Source organism: Vibrio penaeicida (assembly GCF_019977755.1).
Classification (GTDB): Bacteria; Pseudomonadota; Gammaproteobacteria; order Enterobacterales; family Vibrionaceae; genus Vibrio; species Vibrio penaeicida.
On the sequence record NZ_AP025146.1, the window covers coordinates 65,909 to 83,845 of the forward strand.

Annotated in this window: 22 protein-coding genes and 1 pseudogene; 13 read left to right on the top strand and 10 right to left on the bottom strand. The window is 40.9% G+C overall.

What is annotated here, in order from left to right; translation table 11 throughout:
* Positions 1-227: 227 nt before the first annotated feature.
* Both LDO37_RS29145 and LDO37_RS29150 read right to left on the bottom strand, forming a co-directional pair.
* Entirely contained in the window at positions 228-1,508 is a 1,281-nt protein-coding gene (locus LDO37_RS29145; protein ID WP_126606585.1) for a Y-family DNA polymerase, read from the bottom strand.
* Positions 1,492-2,205 carry a S24 family peptidase gene (locus tag LDO37_RS29150; protein WP_126606584.1) on the bottom strand — a complete coding sequence of 238 codons (714 nt, stop codon included), beginning with the start codon at positions 2,203-2,205 and terminating at the stop codon, positions 1,492-1,494. The genes LDO37_RS29145 and LDO37_RS29150 overlap by 17 nt, the downstream gene beginning before the upstream one ends.
* A gap of 154 nt (positions 2,206-2,359) precedes the next feature.
* Here LDO37_RS29150 and LDO37_RS29155 point away from each other — a divergent pair, with 154 nt between their 5' ends.
* From LDO37_RS29155 to LDO37_RS29180, 6 genes are all read left to right on the top strand, one after another.
* Positions 2,360-2,620: a hypothetical protein gene (locus LDO37_RS29155; protein ID WP_126606583.1), complete on the top strand. Its 261-nt coding sequence runs from the start codon at positions 2,360-2,362 to the stop codon at positions 2,618-2,620.
* On the top strand, positions 2,617-2,769 hold the full coding sequence (locus LDO37_RS29160; protein WP_172622621.1) for a ribosome modulation factor: 153 nt from the start codon (positions 2,617-2,619) through the stop codon (positions 2,767-2,769). Before LDO37_RS29155 ends, LDO37_RS29160 begins: the two co-directional genes overlap by 4 nt.
* 218 nt (positions 2,770-2,987) lie before the next feature.
* Positions 2,988-3,290, top strand: a complete 303-nt coding sequence (locus LDO37_RS29165) for a hypothetical protein (RefSeq protein ID WP_126606582.1) — start codon at positions 2,988-2,990, stop codon at positions 3,288-3,290.
* 12 nt (positions 3,291-3,302) lie between these two features.
* Positions 3,303-3,980 (top strand): hypothetical protein, encoded by a 678-nt coding sequence (locus LDO37_RS29170; RefSeq protein ID WP_126606581.1) that lies wholly within the window; start codon positions 3,303-3,305, stop codon positions 3,978-3,980.
* Between the two features lie 22 nt (positions 3,981-4,002).
* Complete coding sequence (locus tag LDO37_RS29175; RefSeq protein WP_126606580.1) at positions 4,003-4,413, top strand: hypothetical protein; 411 nt, start codon at positions 4,003-4,005, stop codon at positions 4,411-4,413.
* On the top strand, positions 4,391-4,651 hold the full coding sequence (locus LDO37_RS29180; protein ID WP_224056092.1) for a hypothetical protein: 261 nt from the start codon (positions 4,391-4,393) through the stop codon (positions 4,649-4,651). The genes LDO37_RS29175 and LDO37_RS29180 overlap by 23 nt, the downstream gene beginning before the upstream one ends.
* A 4-nt stretch (positions 4,652-4,655) precedes the next feature.
* On the opposite strand, the gene LDO37_RS29185 is transcribed toward LDO37_RS29180, so the two are convergent.
* The 7 genes from LDO37_RS29185 to LDO37_RS29215 form a co-directional block, all read right to left on the bottom strand.
* On the bottom strand, positions 4,656-5,114 hold the full coding sequence (locus LDO37_RS29185) for a hypothetical protein (protein WP_126606579.1): 459 nt from the start codon (positions 5,112-5,114) through the stop codon (positions 4,656-4,658).
* A gap of 3 nt (positions 5,115-5,117) precedes the next feature.
* Positions 5,118-5,453, bottom strand: coding sequence for a hypothetical protein (locus LDO37_RS29190; RefSeq protein ID WP_126606578.1), 336 nt, complete (start codon positions 5,451-5,453; stop codon positions 5,118-5,120).
* Positions 5,454-5,628: 175 nt separating this feature from the next.
* A complete protein-coding gene (locus tag LDO37_RS29195; RefSeq protein ID WP_126606577.1) occupies positions 5,629-6,144 on the bottom strand; it encodes a hypothetical protein in 516 nt (171 codons plus the stop codon).
* A 135-nt stretch (positions 6,145-6,279) separates the two neighbouring features.
* Positions 6,280-6,732 carry a hypothetical protein gene (locus LDO37_RS29200; RefSeq protein ID WP_126606576.1) on the bottom strand — a complete coding sequence of 151 codons (453 nt, stop codon included), beginning with the start codon at positions 6,730-6,732 and terminating at the stop codon, positions 6,280-6,282.
* Positions 6,729-7,715: a hypothetical protein gene (locus LDO37_RS29205; protein WP_126606575.1), complete on the bottom strand. Its 987-nt coding sequence runs from the start codon at positions 7,713-7,715 to the stop codon at positions 6,729-6,731. Before LDO37_RS29205 ends, LDO37_RS29200 begins: the two co-directional genes overlap by 4 nt.
* 219 nt (positions 7,716-7,934) lie before the next feature.
* Positions 7,935-8,135, bottom strand: coding sequence for a hypothetical protein (locus LDO37_RS29210; RefSeq protein ID WP_126606574.1), 201 nt, complete (start codon positions 8,133-8,135; stop codon positions 7,935-7,937).
* Between the two features lie 90 nt (positions 8,136-8,225).
* Positions 8,226-8,999: a site-specific integrase gene (locus LDO37_RS29215; protein WP_126606573.1), complete on the bottom strand. Its 774-nt coding sequence runs from the start codon at positions 8,997-8,999 to the stop codon at positions 8,226-8,228.
* Between the two features lie 301 nt (positions 9,000-9,300).
* Between LDO37_RS29215 and LDO37_RS29220 the strand changes: the two genes are divergently transcribed.
* The 5 genes from LDO37_RS29220 to LDO37_RS29240 all read left to right on the top strand — a co-directional run bounded on the left by LDO37_RS29220 (position 9,301) and on the right by LDO37_RS29240 (position 15,393).
* Positions 9,301-10,125: a regulatory protein RecX gene (locus LDO37_RS29220; protein WP_126606572.1), complete on the top strand. Its 825-nt coding sequence runs from the start codon at positions 9,301-9,303 to the stop codon at positions 10,123-10,125.
* A gap of 143 nt (positions 10,126-10,268) precedes the next feature.
* Positions 10,269-11,237: a porin gene (locus LDO37_RS29225; RefSeq protein ID WP_126607359.1), complete on the top strand. Its 969-nt coding sequence runs from the start codon at positions 10,269-10,271 to the stop codon at positions 11,235-11,237.
* A 595-nt stretch (positions 11,238-11,832) separates the two neighbouring features.
* Complete coding sequence (locus LDO37_RS29230; protein WP_126607360.1) at positions 11,833-12,462, top strand: TnsA endonuclease N-terminal domain-containing protein; 630 nt, start codon at positions 11,833-11,835, stop codon at positions 12,460-12,462.
* A gap of 2 nt (positions 12,463-12,464) precedes the next feature.
* Positions 12,465-14,384 carry a Mu transposase C-terminal domain-containing protein gene (locus LDO37_RS29235; protein WP_126607361.1) on the top strand — a complete coding sequence of 640 codons (1,920 nt, stop codon included), beginning with the start codon at positions 12,465-12,467 and terminating at the stop codon, positions 14,382-14,384.
* Positions 14,377-15,393 carry a TniB family NTP-binding protein gene (locus tag LDO37_RS29240; protein ID WP_126607362.1) on the top strand — a complete coding sequence of 339 codons (1,017 nt, stop codon included), beginning with the start codon at positions 14,377-14,379 and terminating at the stop codon, positions 15,391-15,393. The genes LDO37_RS29235 and LDO37_RS29240 overlap by 8 nt, the downstream gene beginning before the upstream one ends.
* Here LDO37_RS29240 and LDO37_RS29245 read toward each other — a convergent pair.
* The gene (locus LDO37_RS29245) at positions 15,390-15,704 is read right to left on the bottom strand and encodes a helix-turn-helix domain-containing protein (protein ID WP_126607363.1); all 315 of its coding nucleotides are present in this window, start codon (positions 15,702-15,704) and stop codon (positions 15,390-15,392) included. The two genes, LDO37_RS29240 and LDO37_RS29245, sit on opposite strands and share 4 nt — an antisense overlap.
* A gap of 101 nt (positions 15,705-15,805) precedes the next feature.
* On the opposite strand from LDO37_RS29245, the gene LDO37_RS29250 reads away from it, so the two are divergent.
* Complete coding sequence (locus tag LDO37_RS29250; protein ID WP_126607364.1) at positions 15,806-16,351, top strand: hypothetical protein; 546 nt, start codon at positions 15,806-15,808, stop codon at positions 16,349-16,351.
* A pseudogene (locus tag LDO37_RS29255) lies at positions 16,345-17,727 on the top strand (DEAD/DEAH box helicase). Before LDO37_RS29250 ends, LDO37_RS29255 begins: the two are co-directional and overlap by 7 nt.
* The last annotated feature ends 210 nt before the right edge of the window (positions 17,728-17,937 follow it).

Consider the following 17,937-nt stretch of genomic DNA (forward strand, 5'->3'; position numbering starts at 1 on the left):
CACCCTCGACCTATCCGCGGTCTTCCAATGGCCTTGTACTTGATGTCTGGAAAAATTGAAAGCCTGATGAAATATTTCCTACTAACTCTTTCCAGACATCATGATCAATTTAAAAATAACACAAAAATCTCAACTAAGTGTCTGAATTATCATTTGTTTGTGTTCGATCCAGCTTTGTCTTTAATCTAATATTCAACTAGTTACCAGAATAGCTATCGTTCACACAATCAAATGCACTTAACGCAAATCAGATCACTAATGTCGGTAAAATAGTCTTCCAGTCTTTCGAAGGTGATGTTGCCTTGTCGTTCACTGTATTCAGACTTTTCAGATGCAAATTTGATCGCGCTCGAACCAAAACGACTACGCAAAGCGTCCATCGTAGAGTTGAGCTCCGGTTTGTTGTCACTGGTATCAAACAGCGAGAATTGTTTGTGCTCACAGTCAAGGAGGGCCGGCGCGCCAACTCCTACTTTATAAATCGGTTGTTCATGGAGCGAAGTTGGCAGTAAATCAACCAACCTCTCTCTAAACATTTTTATCGCGCTTGATGTATCACTGAGCCCATATTCCAGCGGTAACTCAATTTTCCGACTGAATGGTTTACACGCCTCGTGTTTACTCGTAGAGACAAAAGCACTGATTGTTATGGCCTCTGACTTTTGCGATCGGACTTTTCTAAAGACCTCTGCAGTGTGGTGCGCCAGCTCCGCAAACAAGTCGTCTTCATTGCGTAGTCGATCTCGATAAGAGGAGGTGCTCCATATCTGCTGCTTCTTGCCCCGCGACTCTGAAATGTCATAAATTGTAATACCATTCAATTCGTGAATGATATTCGCAACGTTGATTGAGTACTTACGTTGATAAACTTTGGGATCACAAACTTTGAGCTGGTATGCGTTAGTAATCCCTTCCATGGTTAGATGTCGGGTCAGTCTGGAGCCAATACCCCATGTTTTACCGATCGGCATTGCTTTCAATACCTGATCTATTTGCGACTGAGTGACTAAGACGCATTGACCGTTCATACCGGCCATGTTCTTTGCTGCCCAGCTTGCGGCTTTTGTCAGTAACAACGTTTTAGCTACACCAGCCCCCGTTGCTACGCCTGTTTCCTTGTAGACTTTGCGCCTCAACTGACTGATAAAATCTTCAATCGAAACACCAATCGAATACAGCTTCTCTATATTGACGAAAATTTCATCGACACTGTAGCGCAAAGTTGGGCAGTGTTGAACTTCTTGCTCAATGACAGTCATAAAGCGATCGCTTAGATAACTGAACGTATTAAAGTTTGCCCTGAAAACAGCGCCGGAATGCAGGCGCAGTCGATCAATTGAATCCCAAATTGGCTCGAATTTGTTTATCTGAAGCTGAGAAGCTCGGCGCGAATTGGCAATGGAAATACCTTGGCCAGCCGTAACCAATACCGGTGCATGTGCGAGCTTCGGCTTATAGATAACCGACGATGAAGCATAAAAGCGAGAGCCATCAATGATTGCCAGCATGAATACCTCGGATCAAACGTAGCGCATATCGAACGACACCATGCATTCGTAAGTAGTCTTTCTCTTGGTTTACTTTGTAGGGTTTAAAAGCAGCGTTGTCTGAATACAAAGTACTGCGCTCTACATCAATTCGCTTACACACTAACTCGTGATTTAAGGCAATTACACATACGTCACCACTGATTGGCGTCAAATGCCGTTCAAGGATCATAATGTCGTCATTGAAGATATAGGGCAGCATCGACTCACCTTTTGCACGACAAAGGACAGTTGAAAGCTCGCGCTCGATCAAAAATTGATGAATATCTAGCTCAACCAAATTCGCATGAACAGGCAGTGGTACCGGCTTGCGATAGTGATGCACCGATAACGAAATTACACCGAGTAAAATCGTCGGGTCGCAGTCTTCAAGACCCATTTGATGTTGTCGATATTTCTTGAACTCAACGACAAAAGTTTCGTCATGGTTTTCGACTAGCACCAAATCAGACATCAATGGTTGCAACGCGGCATCGACTAGCAACCAGTCACCCTTGCAGATCCCGTATTTTTCATAAGTGGCAGGGCTTGGTACCAACTGCATCGAGTGAGGGGAGTGTACGAAAACGTTATTCAAGTTGATCGCATTGTCTCGATGGACCAGTGTTGGGTTTTCAAATGCGCTAATTCCCGCACTCACAGTCAGATTGATCTGCATATTAGACTAAAAAACATACTGTTTATACATACAGTAATTATAGAGCAAGTCTCCATTATCCGTCCATAACACCAATTTCTGTTCGATTAGAAATCGTACAAACCTTTTCGCTTATACAGGCATATCTGATTTTTTATACATGCCAGGAGCAATCATGAAATCGAGCACACGGGAAGACGAGCTGAAAAAAGAAGCGCTGCATCATTTTGTTTTTAGTTTAGTGAGCTTCATGGGATTCATAGTGACACTTTTAATTGGGCCTCCCTTGGCCTCACTGCTTCTATTCGCAACCTGCGCCTATTGTTTTTATCTGGGATTAGACAAGGTCTTCTTCGAGATAGGCCGTCAAGAATACGGCATCCCGACGAGTAAGAAAGAGTGCTCATGTACAGAAAAGAGTGACACACACTCATGAACAAAGACCAGTTTGATACATACCAGCAAGGCTACAACGCCTACTTAGACGGCGCTGATGAAACTTCCAATCCCTATAATGGATTGTCATCGGAATTATGGAGTGATGGCTGGCAAGACGCAGAAGAAGATGAGCAACGTTTCGTTTAAAGGTGCTGCTATGCAAAAAATTTCAAAAGAACTCAGCCTGATATTGGATTTTCTATTAAGCGTACTGATTCTATTAACGGTCTCATCACCCGTTTTAAAGCTGTTCTGTCTTGGATATTTCGCTTCTTGTGGGTACCAATTGTCCAAATTCTATATGGTTCGTAATAAGTCCTAGCCTAGAGCACGCGAAGGTTGGGATTAAATGTAAGGAAATTGATATGGGATACATCGGGAAATTCGGAAGTAAAGACGTTGCACCAGAGTTCCACTGCAGTCACTACGGTACGCCGAGTTGGTCTGGTTTGCATGAATCTAAGGTGACTTCAGAAATTGAGCAAGACATTAAAGCTTTTGTCAGCGTTGAGGCTAGACGTAAGGGCAACAATGATTTCGTACAAAACTGTATGAACGAAAACCAAGCATTTTTCCATCCAGGATATTTAGGGGGATGGGTTCACGAAATGTGGCTGGAATATTACAAACAGGGCGTTGAAGAAGCAAAACAGCGCTTAGGGCGTTAATTGGAGATACGGATGACGAACGAGACACTCGACCCAGGTTACTATATGGAATGCACTGTTTCTCAGACTTGCTTAGACAACCTCTTTAGGCAGATAGAGATTCAGTATGGGGCACTGAACAAAGAAGCTAAAGCTATGATGCGGCACGTAGCAGGCTTCACTGAGATGGTCAGCGATTCAGCTCTGACTAGCACTGAAATTGACTACTTATGGTCATGCATCAACAACCCGATTAGCCACCTCAAATTACAGATTGAAATCTACAAACGTGCTTACAAGACACTAAATATGAATGGTGTTTTGGACTTGATCCGCGCAGACAGTGGGTACAAGCGATACCGAATCGGTTGGTTAAAAGGGGATTCTGATGCTCAATATGTTTGGGCAAAAGGCAACCTCACATTCTTAATTTGCTATCTACAGCTGCGACTTGAAGAGAACATCCATTACGACAAAGTGGATCTTCAATTTACTCCCGATATCGTTTCAACGATGTTGGTATCCAGCTTTGATGTGTGCAGCGCACGACCATCGGACAATGCCTTAGATGTCTCAATTCACGACTCAAGAGAGTTGAACATTAACACTCTAGAGTATCGAGAATGGTTAACTTCAATGGAAGGAGTTCTACCAGATAAACACACAATTCTTGGTCGACTAGGGCCGCAGGCTTTCGACATTGTTGTTTAGGGCTCATCAAAAGGGTAACTGGATGAAGATCAAGATATCAGGCAACGTAGGCAGACAAGAGATCCTTGAAATCGTCTCTGCAGCACTCAAGGAACTAGAGGACGCAGGTGTTGAAGAGTACAAAGCAGTCAACCTTTTCTTCACTCCATACGTTTCACAGGAAAAGGTGGTACCACGAATCAACGGTCAAGAATTTGATTGGACTGTTCCAAGTCTAAAATCACATATAACGTACTCGCGTGATAATAAGGGCGAAATTGTCATGAGTTATCAGAAAGGATTAAATGCAGATTTGATTCTAGACAATAAGATTACGGTGGATGAACACATTGAGCTGGTCACTCAAAAAGTTCATGACCGCCAAGAAACCGAAAGAGCACATAACAAAAGTATGCTTAATCAGTTTACCAATGAGTACAGAGCAAGAGATTAATCTAGTGTGTGAACCCACTAATATTAACGTACCGCAGCTACTGAGTTATTTATTTAAGACCGGCTGGGTAGAGTCGGATACATACCCGAACCATTACACTAAAGGTGGTACTAGAGGGTTAGTCGCCATCGAAAACACAACAGGCCAAGCATTTATCGTTGAGTTTGTAGGTGACGTCCCTTGGTCCAAAATACAGTCATTTGAACAATTTGAAAGGGACGTATCCCATTTACAATAAAGAATCAGTAGGGCCACCGAAATGATTTAACCAAGCTGTATAGTCGAACTGACAGGTAGTAAAGTCGTCGCAGCTTAAAGTCTCCAAGAAAGTGCAAAAAGACACCATCAATCTCTTTACGACTTAGATTGTGCAAATCTTGATACTGCAGAAGTACATCATGAACAAGCGAAGCATAATATGTGATGGGCTTGCCGGTTTTTGGGTCAATCAACCCATCAGGAGTACCTATTATGAACAGGTCAAAGACATTGAACTTAGGGGAACAACCATCCCACGCGTAGCCGGTACACTGCTTGCCATTGATTTGTATTGTCTGAGCATCAACAATCTCGAAAAATCCATCCAATGAGCAACAAGGTGACGAATTTACCGTTACAGGAACCGTTATCCTCGCATTCGTGCGTAATCGAAACTTATAGTTGGTTACTGAGTTGATAGGTTCGATTTTACATTCATTCATACTCTAGCCACGCTCCTTGTTATCCCAAAGGTTTTGTAGTGCCGATGCAGATTTGGCATCGAGTTGTTGAATCAATAGATCAAGCTCTTGAGCACTGTTGATCTCATTCATTTTCTCAGTGAGTGAGTTCGGTACATTAACCTGAGCTATAACAGTTGGTCTAGAACCAAAGTCGGGATATAGGCAAAGAATCAGATAATTACGGCAACGCTTAGTTGATTGTTGGAATGCTTCTATCGCATAACTCTCAGTTTGAGCTCTAGGAAATGATCGCGGCTTTAAGCCCCAAGCAAGCTCCCAGCCACCATCACTGTTCTGTTTGTAGATTTGTAGGTTCATAAGGACTCCAAGTAGAAGTTTGTCTATCTGTAGAAGAACTCTAACAACACTCATGTTCCCGACAAAAGAAAAGCCCATCTTAGTACTCAGCAGGCTGAGTTTTAGATGGGCTTTTTAATTAAAAACATGAGAAAAGGATATTATCAAAGCTTAGATACTATCTAACTGACACGTTTTAATGGCACTCGCAGGATTCTTCCAATTTGAGTCCATCGAACCAGAGTCGAATCATTTCAAAAAACATTGATTGCATGCCAGAAATCAACGCTTCTTTACTCGGCGCTTCTCGCGTAAGCAATTGGACCAACGGTTCGGTCGATAAACTTGGCACCATATCACTCCAACCGTGATCACCAGCTACAAAGGGAACGTATTTGTTTGCAGGTGGTAAGCCTAGTGAGAATAGGGCTTCATCAACACTATCATGGCAACCATTTGCTGCGATGATGATAGGCCGTTCTCCAACGAGAGTTTCAAGCATCAACACATTTTTGCCATTGGTAACAGCAACAATAATGAGAGGCCTAAAATCACTTTCTAGCAACGTCATAGCAAGATAAGTAATCCAAGAACTTTGATTGTCTGAAAAGGCCTTTGTAAGCCCTTTCTCTGTGGGTGTCATCCGCAAGCAAGAAAGGTCAGCAAGTTTGCTCTTACAGCTTTCTACTGCGGAATCTAATCTATTTTTCATTGGGGGTAGTCTCCATGGTTAATTGCCGTTAGGCGGGTAAAAACCTTGGATTGCTGGTGGAGAAACCAGTCACTAATGAAATTTTTAAGACTAATACGGTGGGTAAACTTTAATCTAATACATTTCAGGCGAAAACTAAAGTCCATTTTTTATCATCGTTAGAACGGTAATACTGTCCAACATTTCGCGACGTGCTAGGGTAGAAACCGCAATACCTGTTAAAGAGAACAATTCGTCAATAGGTATCATAAAGGATGCGATATTCCCTTTTTGAATGATTTGAACATTAAGCCCTTTAGATTGCTCAGCGGTAAATTTTAACGTCTTTCCATTGTGAAAAGGTATTTCATACACTGTGTCAGTTCTGACAATGAGGAATCGACACAGTGAAGTCAGCTCTTTTGCTGACAACTGGAAAATTGGTGAATTGGTAAAATCCACCTTACCGTCACGCTTAGGCGCTATCTGGAATCGAAGAGTGAGAAGCTGACCTGACTCTTTAATACAAGATTGAACATGCAAGCAATGGCTTCGATTAAAAAAACGTCGATAGTTCTCGGCACAGAATTGCTCCTTAGATATCATCATTTGCTTAACTCCTTTGTCGCGATGGGAGCACCTTTTAGAAGCCCTTTAAAGCGATAATAAATATCCAAAGGCTCTACAATTAAGGTGTAGTCCGAGGCATTTTTAGTCTTTGGGTTGGTTAGTTTTCTTTCGTCACGATTTTTAAGCTCTTGCTGTAGATCAATATGCTTTTCGGGCACAAACCCTGCTTTTTTTACCTTCTTGCCGATCACAAATAGTGGGGTGTGGGCGCGAAGGTTTTTACGTTCAATAACATCATCACTGTTTCGCCAGCGAACGCTTTGAACAGGTTGTATTTTGATGTCCTTAACCACAACATACTGAATGTTAGGGGTGTAATTCAACGTTAGAACGTCAGCGTATTTTTTACACTCCTCCGTAGTCAACCTCGAATCTAGTACGTAATTTTTGGCATCATCTAGCCCCTCAAAGGGGTGCGTTGAGAGCGCAAGTGGAGTCCAACTGAATGTAGTAGAAGCGATATCGTAAACACTGAAGTTTATCTGGCGTTCAATGGTTTTAATCCAGTAAGTCTTTAACTTCGGATGTTTACGGTAGAACTTACGACGCTGTGCTTCTGTAGCAAACTTGCTATCAATGAGATCTCTATAAGCCTTCTTCAGTCGATTAATTTCGTCAAACTTATCAATGATATTGGTTTCTAATTCAGAATCACCTGCAATCTCAACAAAGCCCAATAAGCGATTATTACCCTCAGAGTTATCTTTACGCTTTGTCGGTAAAAGATTCGATTTGATAGCTTTAATCGTTTCGTCTTTACACTTTGGTGCGACAATTGAAGGTTTCAAATCTAACCGAGTTATTTGGTCACCGTTCTGATCAATAAGGTAAGGCACGACAGCAGTTTGAAGCTGCACCTTCCCAAAATCAGCTTGTTCTAAAAGTATCATTAACTCTTCAACAGCGTTTTCTATGTTAGACACTGTTTGACCGTAATCGTCATCAAATTCCAACAAATCCATATATCAATCCCAATTAGGCTTTAGTAACCATTGTCGACTTAGACTGTTACCCGACAAACCAAAAATATAATACTTAAATCCCCATATAGACGTTGCTACTGAGGATGATATTTCACACTACACAAAGCAAGAGTACCGCGTATCAAATGGTGTAAAGCGCGGAAGTGGGGTAGTAGTAACAGAAACCAAAACTGTTACTACCTCCAAAGCACAATACGGCTAACCCATTAGAGCCGGTATTCGATGGGCAATGTCATTTGGGTCCAGACCATTTGTTTCCTTTTCACGAGTGAGCCAACCTGCGAGCCAATCCTTTCTCGCCCATGCTAACTCTGGAGTATCGGGGTAGGGGTTAAATGATTCATCAAGATTGTTGGCGTGTACCTGATAGCCGTTTTGGAAAGGCAATGACTTTTTCATCTAAAGACTCCTTTGTTGAGGTTCACTACTATTAGCGAAACACTCAAGCAACGTTATGCCACTCTACTCTTACCGAAATAGGTATAAGGATCAGGCAGCCTCAGTCTTCATTTGCATGATTAACTCTTGAAGATCACTCTTCTTCTTACTCACGTATTTGGCTGTAGTATTGACATCGCGGTGACCTAATAAAGCCTGAACTTGAACCAGATTTGCTCCATTAAGCTCAACCATGCTTGTAGCAAAATACTTACGCCAGCTGTGAGTACCCGTCTCTTTGAATCCCAAGTCAGGATGGTCAACGTGAAGCCGTTTTAACAGCCTGTTGGCATATTGGATTGAGATTGGATTTCCACCACTAAATGCATGCTCCGAGGCAAACAGAAATTGAGAATCGATATGGCCATTCAATTCTTCTACTTCATCAATTACTTCCCGAATCCTGTCGTTCGTGAATATGGTCAAAATAGCTTCGTTACGCGCTTTGGCTTCGATATCTTCACTTGAACTGTTGTTCTTGTCTTTATTTTTAATCCGATCAAGAGCTAGGCTATAAGTCTTTAATGGAGTGAACTCAAAATGGGGCTTAAAGTTCCCAGTCACTTCGTCATAGAAGTCATTTCGAATAAGCGTTGAGGCATCACTGTATCTAAGGCCAGTTAGAGATTGCATTTCGAACAGAAGAGAAAGGACTGGGTTGTACAGGTAAATGGTGTCCAGCATCTTTCTGTAATGTTTAAAGCTAGGAGCTTCACTTAACGCACTGCGCTTCTTCAATGCCTTTTCGTTGGCATTCTTGCTTATGCCATCAGCACGACGCACGACCCTATTTTTAAAAGGGTTGCTCTTCTTCAAATTCGTCATTTTGAGCCCTTCAAATTGTAAGCAGTCAACTGACCAATAAAAACAGCAAAAACAAAGACTTAGTAAAAAACAGCCATATTTGCTTTGGGTTATTTTAGTTTCAAAAAGGTGAATTTTTGAAACTAACTATGCCTGTAAGTCTATACAGCAACCTGATATGCTTCAACTCTTAATTTTTCGTAATAATTACAGTGTAACTTTGATCCAATTTGGATCTTTTAAGTTACGCCGTAACTCAATCCGTTTGTCGGTTAACGGAACAATGGTAAAACAGAGCAGGGCAACAGCTTAGAGCACGCAAATGATGAAAGAGCAATTCACGGTAAGACAGGCAAAAAACCAGGAGTCAGTTTTCAAATCTGCGCTATGGCATCTAGAAAGCAAAGGCTATTTTCTTACCATTGCTGAATTAAAGGTCAAGTTAGCTAGGAAAACGGACAATGAAGAATGGATTGATAATACAATAGAAAAGCTATTGGACCTCGTAATAATTAAGAGTGATGAGCAATTCGCTATTGAATATATTGAAAGATCATTTTTTGCAGATTATGGATCTTTGAAAATATCCAAAATACTAAAGAAAAAGATGATTCCTGATGAGGTTATTAGCTCTAGCCTGTCATCGGTTATTTTAGAAAAATCTATCAATGAGCAATCAATTATTAACGCCTACTTAAACAGTTACTACCATGAGTTTGGTATCACCAAAGAAAAACTGATTCGAAATATAGTCAAGCGTGGGTTTAGTAGTAAACAGGCAGAAGAGGCAATTAAGCAACATCCCAAGGCTCATACGCTCAAAACTGATAGGCAGGTAAAGGCTGAGAAGACAGACGTACGAAAAGAGCTTATTAAATATTGTCGAAAAGGCAAAGGGTTACGTTGGATCAGAATGGAGCTTCGATCCAAAGGAGTCAACGTTGACAACATCGATTCTGTAGCATATTCAATGGCTCAATCTGGCGAAATTGATTTCTACTTAAGTTGCGAGAAAGCTTTAGATAAAAAGAGCTTCGACTTATCAGATTATAAAGAGAAGAACAAAGCATACGCCTACTTAAGTGGTAGAGGGTTTAATACAGATGAGATTAAAGAAGCATTAGACAATCAATTTTCTTCTAATTAATTTGTAGTATTTTTCATTAACAATACTTGTCGGCAAGGTTAACACTGTTATTTTCGGTTTGCTTTGACTTTTCAGAAGTAAAATTTTCTACTTTTGAAAATTCATCTATAAAAGTAACCACTTTAATTATGGAGTTGACCTACATGGACAAATGGAAGTATTTGGCTGTTTTGCTGCTTATTGCCTTTAACTCAAAAGCAGACATTGAACTGTACTCTGACGAAACCAAATCAGTTTCAATGATGGGTGAAGTTGATGTATTTGCCGATTTATTCAATAAGCATACTTCGGAATTACCAGAACTCAACAAGGATGAGGATTTCGAGGTGTCGCTCGAAGCTTTTGTTGAGTTTCAGTACACTCATCAACTCAGAGACGGGCTAAATACATTTGCTGCTTTTGAAATTTATAGCTACGAAGACCGCGACAACGAACGACAAACTGAGTTTGATGATATCTATGTCGGTTTAGAGGGAAAATACGGCACACTATTCATTGGCGAGGCAGAAGATAGTGTCGATGTAGTAGGCATTTTAACAGACATTAGTAACGATGGTGTGTATGCCTTGGACTCTCTATATGAGGAAGAAGGAAAAGGAATACGTTACGAATACATCTATTCTGACACCTATCTAGTTTCAGCAGATATGCAGTCTTCAGGTGAAGATAACGTAGACAAAGAGTATTCAATCGCGGCTTCTTACCAGACAGATTATGTAAATCTATCGGCCATGTACACGGAAGCGGGTAAGCGCATGGGGTTAGACCTTAACGCTTATGCCATCGGCGTGGGATTGCGTAATGAAACCTACTACTTTGCAGCCCTGTTCAGTAGCTATGAGGGGCCTTACTCTCAGGGAAATGGATACTTCAATAGTGGAAAGCTTTGGAGTGCAGCAGCGAGCTATACCTGGAATGCATTTCGTGTTTACGCGACTTCCGTCTTCGATTCGGATGATCAGTCTGACAACTCAGCGATTGCCTATACAACAGGTGTCGATTACCTTGTGAATGAGGATATGCTCATTTTTGGTGAATACACCGGTTCTGAGCATGACATGGATAACTGGAAGACAAGCGCCGCCGTTCTTGGGTTGTTTTACAAGTTCTAAGATCTAAAGTTCCATTTGTTTCTATAATAAATTAGGGACTATCTTTAGGTAAGTGATATGGAAATTGAATCAGCAACAAGACGTCTTTCATCTTGGTTGAGTACTGGTAAAGAGTTTAATCTTACGACTGGCCTACCAAAACACCCTGAGTTTTTGTTCCGAATCTCAGGTGAATGGAAGGGATGGAACAATTTTCTCAATATCTCGAATAAACATCCCAATTATATAAGTAATATAGATCAAGATGTTATTGATTACCTAGCTTGGCAGATTTATAGAAGTCGATATGCTCCTTGAGCATTTAAGATGCCTCGATTAAAAAAATATTAGTTTGTTTGCAAACATAGAAACACCGACTATGATTAGAAATGAGCGGTCACATTCCTGCCGAATAGGCAGCTAAGACAATACTGCTGAATAAGTAGCTGATAATACACATTGACATAAAGCCCTAGTGACCGTTCAAACGGCTGTTAATGTCCCTGCTGTGGCTGGAACCATAAGATGACATTTTAGACACAACTGCTGTCATTTTGGACAGATAAGTTGTCATGGTCTACTTTTAGGTTGTAAATTTACTACTTAAGGCTAGGCCATGTACCCGCATACCATTAATAAGCCGCACGCTAAGAAAAATATCTTCAAATTCATTAGTGTGAAATGCAATGCCATCATCATGTGTGAATCATCGCTTGAATTTGATGCATGTTTTCACCTTGAATACCATCCTGACGTTGTCTCTTTTGAGAGTCAGCCGTTTTGCTTAGAATACCAATTAGAAGATGGACCACATAGTTACACTCCTGATTTTCTTGTAACGTTGAAAGATGGTAAGAGATATCTACAAGAAGTTAAAAACTCCAAGTTATCTCTTACGCCTGAATATCTTCATGTTTTCGAAGCAATGCAAAAAGGTAGTAAAGATATTGGACTTCCTCTTCATCTCGTCACAGAAAGACAAATTCGTAAAGGCTTTATCGTAGATAACCTCAAGTTGATACACCGTTATGCAGGTTCAAAGCACATTTGTTCCTTCAAACAATCACTTTTAGAAGTCATTCAAAACCAAGGGTTGTCATCATCAGAAAAGCTCGCTGGTATATTTAATAAGTCCATAGGGTTTATAAACCGAGAATTGTTAGAACTAATTAGTCTTGGCCTTGTTTCTGCTCATCTTGAAGCTTCCATGTTCGATGAGAGCACTACAATTTGGTTGAGGGAATAAGCATGAAAGGGCCATTTGATGACGAATCTAGCGGTGAATTGTTTGATAATGTGGAAAGTGCTTTAGAAACAGATGTAAATATTGGTGATGTAACTAGAGGAGGTTCTGAGCTTTGCTACCAACCCCTAAATGCTGTAACCGTTTACGAACGAGACTTAGACAGTTTCCCTGAAGAGCGCAAAAATGAAGCTTTGCAGCGACTAAAGCTTTTGTCACTCATAGGTAAAGAGCTTGATGGCCCTTGGCCAATTAAGCAGATACAAGCGTTAATCGAAAAGTACAAAGATGACGTTGCTATTCCAACTCCTAGCCCAAGAACGGTTCAGCGTTGGAGGGAGCGTTATGAGAAGAGCAACGGCGATTTAAAATCTCTTGTTGTTAGAAATTATGCTAAAGGTAATCGTAAACCAAAAATCATAGGTGATGAATATTACTTTGATCTAGCCGTGCAAAGTTGGCTCGCCGCTGAAAGACCGAACATTACCCGTGCTTATGAACGTTACTGTGACTCAATTGAAGTGGCTAATGAATCAATTGTTGTTGGTAAAATACCTAGCGCTAGCTACAAATCATTCTCAAGGCGACTTAAACAGCTTCCCCCCTATGCTGTTGCTCTACAAAGACATGGAAAATATTTTGCTGATCTTTGGTTCAGACACAACGCTAAGCACAAACCGCCTACACGTATTCTGGAGCGAGTTGAAATAGATCATACACAATTGGATTTGATGTTACTCCATGATGAGTATCTCGTTCCTATTGGACGCCCCTGCTTGACGATGCTTATCGATGTATTTAGCGGTTGTATTATTGGCTTTCATCTTGGGTTTCACGCACCGGGATATGCAACGGTAGCGAAGGCATTGTTAAATGCAATGAAGTCTAAAGACTACGTAAAAGATTTACCTATAGAGTTAAGCAATGAATGGCTTTGTGAGGGAAAAATTGAAACATTGGTCATGGACAATGGAGCTGAGTTCTGGTCAAAAAGTATTGACGATGCCTGTAAAGAACTCAACATTGCTGTTCAATACAATCCAGTTAAAAAGCCTTGGTTAAAACCCTTTATTGAAAGGTCATTCGGTATTCTAAACAAAACGTTACTCGCCACTATTCCGGGAAAGACGTTTTCAAATGTTCTGGAAAAGGGGGACTATGATGCAGCCAATAAAGCTGTAATGAAGTTCTCTACGTTTGTTGAAGAACTGCATCGTTGGATCATCGATGTTCACAACGCCAAACCTGACTCGAGAAACAATCGCTTGCCTAACTTATACTGGAGCCAAGGTGTCAAGACACTTCCTCCAGCTAGACTCCCGGTTAAAGACAGTGAACAACTGTCTATTATTATGGGCATATTAGTGAAGCGAAAACTCACGGAGAAAGGTATTCAGTACGAAGACTTATTCTATCGAAGTCAAGCCCTTGCCGATTATCGCGCAAGATTTCCACAGACGAAAGAATCAGCGATAAAAACCATTAAAGTAGATCCCGATGATCTGTCCAGAATTTTTATCTTTTTGGAGGAGATTAACGGGTATATCAAAGTTCCCTGTGATGACCCCGAAGGATACACAAAACATCTTTCACTTCATGAACACATCATTATCAAACGAGCTCATAAACAGTATATAAAAGGACAAGTTGATACTCTTTCGCTTGCGAAAGCACGTCTCGCTTTAGCAGCGCGAATGGAAGATGAAACAGAAGAGCTGCGTTCTTTCAAGAGAAAGCGTAACCCCCCAAAAAACATTAAAAAGATGGCTGAGTTTTCGGGAATAAGTAGTGCAGCCTATAAATCGAAGTCACCAGCTTTGGAAAAAGGGTCATTGAAAAAGAGTAAAGCTGCAGAGTCAAAGGATAGTGCTAATTTCTTGGATGATTGGGAATCGATACTTGGAGATTTAAGTGAGGATGAGTAACTCTGTGGAGATTCAGCGCCTTGTTTCCGACTTTAACCAGTCTTTTGCACTGTTTCCTCCATTCGATGCAATTCTTAGTGATCTGGAAAAACTACGAATTAAAAGTTCAAGAGCTGGATTTAAACCATCGATGTTGGTCTTTGGCGATACAGGTGCAGGTAAGTCGGCATTACTTGAACATTTCACTAGGGCAAGCCAATTTAAAACAGGTCGTAAGGTGCTTAGGACAAGAGTTAGGCCTTCATTGCAAGAGACTCTTAGCTGGATACTTCATAGTCTTAATCCCAACCGGAGAAATAATCGATTTGTAAAAAAAGCCTCTGAAATTGGTTTAACCGACATGGTCATTCGCGAACTTACTCAAGCAGATATAGGCATGATGATTATTGACGAATGCCAAGAGTTTGTGGAAATCCGTTCGAATGATGACAAGAAAGAAATCAGTAATCGATTGAAGATGATAAGTGAAGAAGCTTCTGTCTCAATGGTATTTGTTGGAATGCCTTGGTCAAAAGAAATCACCAGAGACAGTCAGTGGGAGTCCAGGTTACGTTTAGTTCGAGAAATCCCTTACTTTAAAGTGATCAATGAGGATGGTAGTAATAACAAAGCAGAGATGAAGCGACTTGCCCTGTGTTTAAAGGCGATATCAAAGCTGATGCCATTAGATAAACAACCTCAGTTAGAGCTTCCTGAGTTCAGTTTACCACTTTTGGCTTACTCACGGGGAGAGATGCGAGCACTAAAAGATATTTTATCCGATGCACTTGAAACAGCTCTTAACGAAGGCGCAAAGGAACTAACCAAGCGCCATTTACAAGAGGCTGCCAACTTTTCTGTCGAAGGGGAAAATCCATTCGATGTAAAAGTCGACACGATTAAAATTCAGACGATTCAGCAGTACACACGTTTTGAGCTAGATGAACAAACTGGCAGAAGAGAGAGGTTTGACCGTGCTTTTACTGCGTTGCAGCATATTCCTATCAAAAAGTTACTAAGTAAACGCTAGCTTTCGCCATATGCCCCCAACTTTGCTATCAACTTTGCTTTATCCTCATCACTTAGTTTATCTACCAAGCATGCTAGCTCGGCACTTAATTCGTTACGACAGAAAAAGTAGTTCAGCGGTACATCTAACGCTTCGGCCATACGTTCAAGGGTACCGATATCTGGTACATGCCGCCCTTTTTCATAGTGGTTCATTCGTCCACTCGCTGAACTTGGTTCCATACCTATTTTCACCCCTAAATCTTTTTGGGTGATTTGGGCTTTTTTACGCGCAGCTTTAAGCCTCTCTGGGATTGGGTTGTGGTTTTGCACTTGCTCATTTCTAACAAACCTATCGATAACTTAGATTGTCTAAGTTTTACTGATTTTTGTATACTTAGCAATCCTAAGTTTTTATTGATTGTTATAGCCAAATGAACAGAATCACCAAAATTAACCCACACATGTTTAACTTATTGATTGATAGAGGAATGGATCATTTCTCTGTAACAGAAGCTAGGGATGCGTTACTTGAAAGTGGTGTAATGTTTCCAAGCAAAGAAGAAGCTCGAAAGTATGTGTATAAGCAACTTCTATCATTTGAAGGTAAAGGATGGCTATTAGCAGATGGGGTGCGCCGGGATAAGCGCTATCACGTTACTGCGGAGTTTAAATCGTTAACAGTAGAGCCCCAAGTCCTCAGTGGTAAAAAAAGGAAAGTGAATTCAAACGCCCAGCTTATGGAATCTGATCTAAATGTGTTAGTGCAAGAGAAGAAGATGTATGAAGGGGAGTTAGCGATTACTTTGGGCGAGGTTGAAGAATATCAATCGTTGTTATCCCGGTTTCCAAGTAGCCAGACAGATCTGCTGCCCCTCTATGATGCAGCAAAAGAACGATCGGCAAAGCTATTGGGAAAAGTCAATGCGCTAAACAACTATGTACATATCGCAAAAGATAAGGCGCAAAAGAAATGCTAAGGGTTTGGCAAAGTGAGTGTGTAACTCAAGTTCTGAAAAAGTTTACGTCTACCAGCCATTCCCATTTTTTTTGTCAAGCGACTCCAGGAGCTGGCAAAACAGTTATGGCGGCAGAGGTTGCAAAGCGATTATTTGAAAATGACATGATTGATTTGGTCCTTTGTTTTTCGCCATCGCTCTCTGTTGCTGAAGGAATGAGAAGTACATTTTCCTAGGCACTAGAATGCTCTTTCAATGGAGGGTTGGGGTCTTTGGGAGGATCTTATACTTACCAATCCATTCGATACTTGGATGATAATTTTTGGAAAACAGTCAGGAAGTATCGAGTACTAGTCGTATTTGACGAGATTCATCATTGCTCATTTGATGAAGATGGCCGTTCAAATTCTTGGGGATTAGAAATTGTATCAAAGATACAAGGGCTGGCACGTTACACGCTGGCGCTGTCTGGTACCCCTTGGCGTTCAGATAAACTGCCAATTGTAATGGCAGAATATTCTGATCCAGATGGTATGGTTGTTTGTGACTATCAATATGGTTTACAGCACGCCGTTGTTGATGGGGTTTGCCGCCGCCCTAAAATCGTTTTAATAGACAACGAGCATCTGAGCATTAATACTGGCAATGAAAATCAACACTTTGCGTCTATTCTTGATTGTCTGAAACAATCTGATCTCTCCTATCAAAGCGTCATTCACAACGATCGTGCTATGAATTACATATTGGATAGTGGTTGCCAAAAGCTAGCGCAGCTCAGGAAAGAGTCACCAAATGCAGGTGGCTTAGTGGTAGCAGCTTCTATTAAGCATGCGAAAGACATTCAAAAGAGACTTGTTGAACAGTTTAATCAATCAGCCTGCATTGTGACTTATCACCATCACAATCCGTTACACGAAATTGAATCCTTTCGTCATTCAGACGTTCAGTGGATAGTCAGTGTTGGGATGATAAGTGAAGGTACCGATATACCAAGATTACAAGTATGTTGTCATTTGAGCGCGGTTAAGACCGAACTCTACTTTAGACAAGTTCTTGGCCGAATACTGAGAGTCAATGACTCAGCTAATCAAGAAGCATGGCTCTATACCTTTGCCGAAGAGAGCTTGATAGGATTCGCTGAAAGAATTGAGCAAGATATTCCTGATAGCTGTGTACTCTCCAAACAGGAGATTAATGTGCAGAGTGTTGTTGATGAACAGCTCGCTCCATCAAGCCCATTAGGTGAAAATGTTCAATCTAAGCATTCCCATTTATCTATACTTGATTGGGAAAATGCTTCAACTGTTGATAAATCAGGCAATCGGGTATCTTCATTAATATTTGACGAACTGCGATTGGGGCACTTTAAACAGCGGGTTATTGCTGCGTTTCTCTAAATTGACTCTGTTTCAATCTTTTCAGGTTTTTTCCAGAAGTGTTTTTCCTGCAATCGGCTCTACTTCAAGGGTAACCAAGTAGAGTCGCTGGCTTGAGGAAGCACTAGCAAACAGAATATCTTCAGTTGCGACAAAGTGAAGGTCTAAAGGAGCTAAAATACCTTTATATTCAAGGCTATTACGTATTTTGTGTAGCCTATGGATAAACTA

Coding starts and splice junctions, on each gene's coding strand:
- LDO37_RS29190 (WP_126606578.1), bottom strand. CDS start 5,453: ATGAACCTACAAATCTACAAACAGAACAGTGATGGTGGCTGGGAGCTT.
- LDO37_RS29240 (WP_126607362.1), top strand. CDS start 14,377: ATGAGTAACTCTGTGGAGATTCAGCGCCTTGTTTCCGACTTTAACCAG.
- LDO37_RS29165 (WP_126606582.1), top strand. CDS start 2,988: ATGGGATACATCGGGAAATTCGGAAGTAAAGACGTTGCACCAGAGTTC.
- LDO37_RS29150 (WP_126606584.1), bottom strand. CDS start 2,205: ATGCAGATCAATCTGACTGTGAGTGCGGGAATTAGCGCATTTGAAAAC.
- LDO37_RS29250 (WP_126607364.1), top strand. CDS start 15,806: ATGAACAGAATCACCAAAATTAACCCACACATGTTTAACTTATTGATT.
- LDO37_RS29200 (WP_126606576.1), bottom strand. CDS start 6,732: ATGATGATATCTAAGGAGCAATTCTGTGCCGAGAACTATCGACGTTTT.
- LDO37_RS29220 (WP_126606572.1), top strand. CDS start 9,301: ATGATGAAAGAGCAATTCACGGTAAGACAGGCAAAAAACCAGGAGTCA.
- LDO37_RS29230 (WP_126607360.1), top strand. CDS start 11,833: ATGTACCCGCATACCATTAATAAGCCGCACGCTAAGAAAAATATCTTC.
- LDO37_RS29185 (WP_126606579.1), bottom strand. CDS start 5,114: ATGAATGAATGTAAAATCGAACCTATCAACTCAGTAACCAACTATAAG.
- LDO37_RS29170 (WP_126606581.1), top strand. CDS start 3,303: ATGACGAACGAGACACTCGACCCAGGTTACTATATGGAATGCACTGTT.
- LDO37_RS29160 (WP_172622621.1), top strand. CDS start 2,617: ATGAACAAAGACCAGTTTGATACATACCAGCAAGGCTACAACGCCTAC.
- LDO37_RS29155 (WP_126606583.1), top strand. CDS start 2,360: ATGAAATCGAGCACACGGGAAGACGAGCTGAAAAAAGAAGCGCTGCAT.
- LDO37_RS29195 (WP_126606577.1), bottom strand. CDS start 6,144: ATGAAAAATAGATTAGATTCCGCAGTAGAAAGCTGTAAGAGCAAACTT.
- LDO37_RS29215 (WP_126606573.1), bottom strand. CDS start 8,999: ATGACGAATTTGAAGAAGAGCAACCCTTTTAAAAATAGGGTCGTGCGT.
- LDO37_RS29205 (WP_126606575.1), bottom strand. CDS start 7,715: ATGGATTTGTTGGAATTTGATGACGATTACGGTCAAACAGTGTCTAAC.
- LDO37_RS29210 (WP_126606574.1), bottom strand. CDS start 8,135: ATGAAAAAGTCATTGCCTTTCCAAAACGGCTATCAGGTACACGCCAAC.
- LDO37_RS29175 (WP_126606580.1), top strand. CDS start 4,003: ATGAAGATCAAGATATCAGGCAACGTAGGCAGACAAGAGATCCTTGAA.
- LDO37_RS29145 (WP_126606585.1), bottom strand. CDS start 1,508: ATGCTGGCAATCATTGATGGCTCTCGCTTTTATGCTTCATCGTCGGTT.
- LDO37_RS29225 (WP_126607359.1), top strand. CDS start 10,269: ATGGACAAATGGAAGTATTTGGCTGTTTTGCTGCTTATTGCCTTTAAC.
- LDO37_RS29235 (WP_126607361.1), top strand. CDS start 12,465: ATGAAAGGGCCATTTGATGACGAATCTAGCGGTGAATTGTTTGATAAT.
- LDO37_RS29180 (WP_224056092.1), top strand. CDS start 4,391: ATGAGTACAGAGCAAGAGATTAATCTAGTGTGTGAACCCACTAATATT.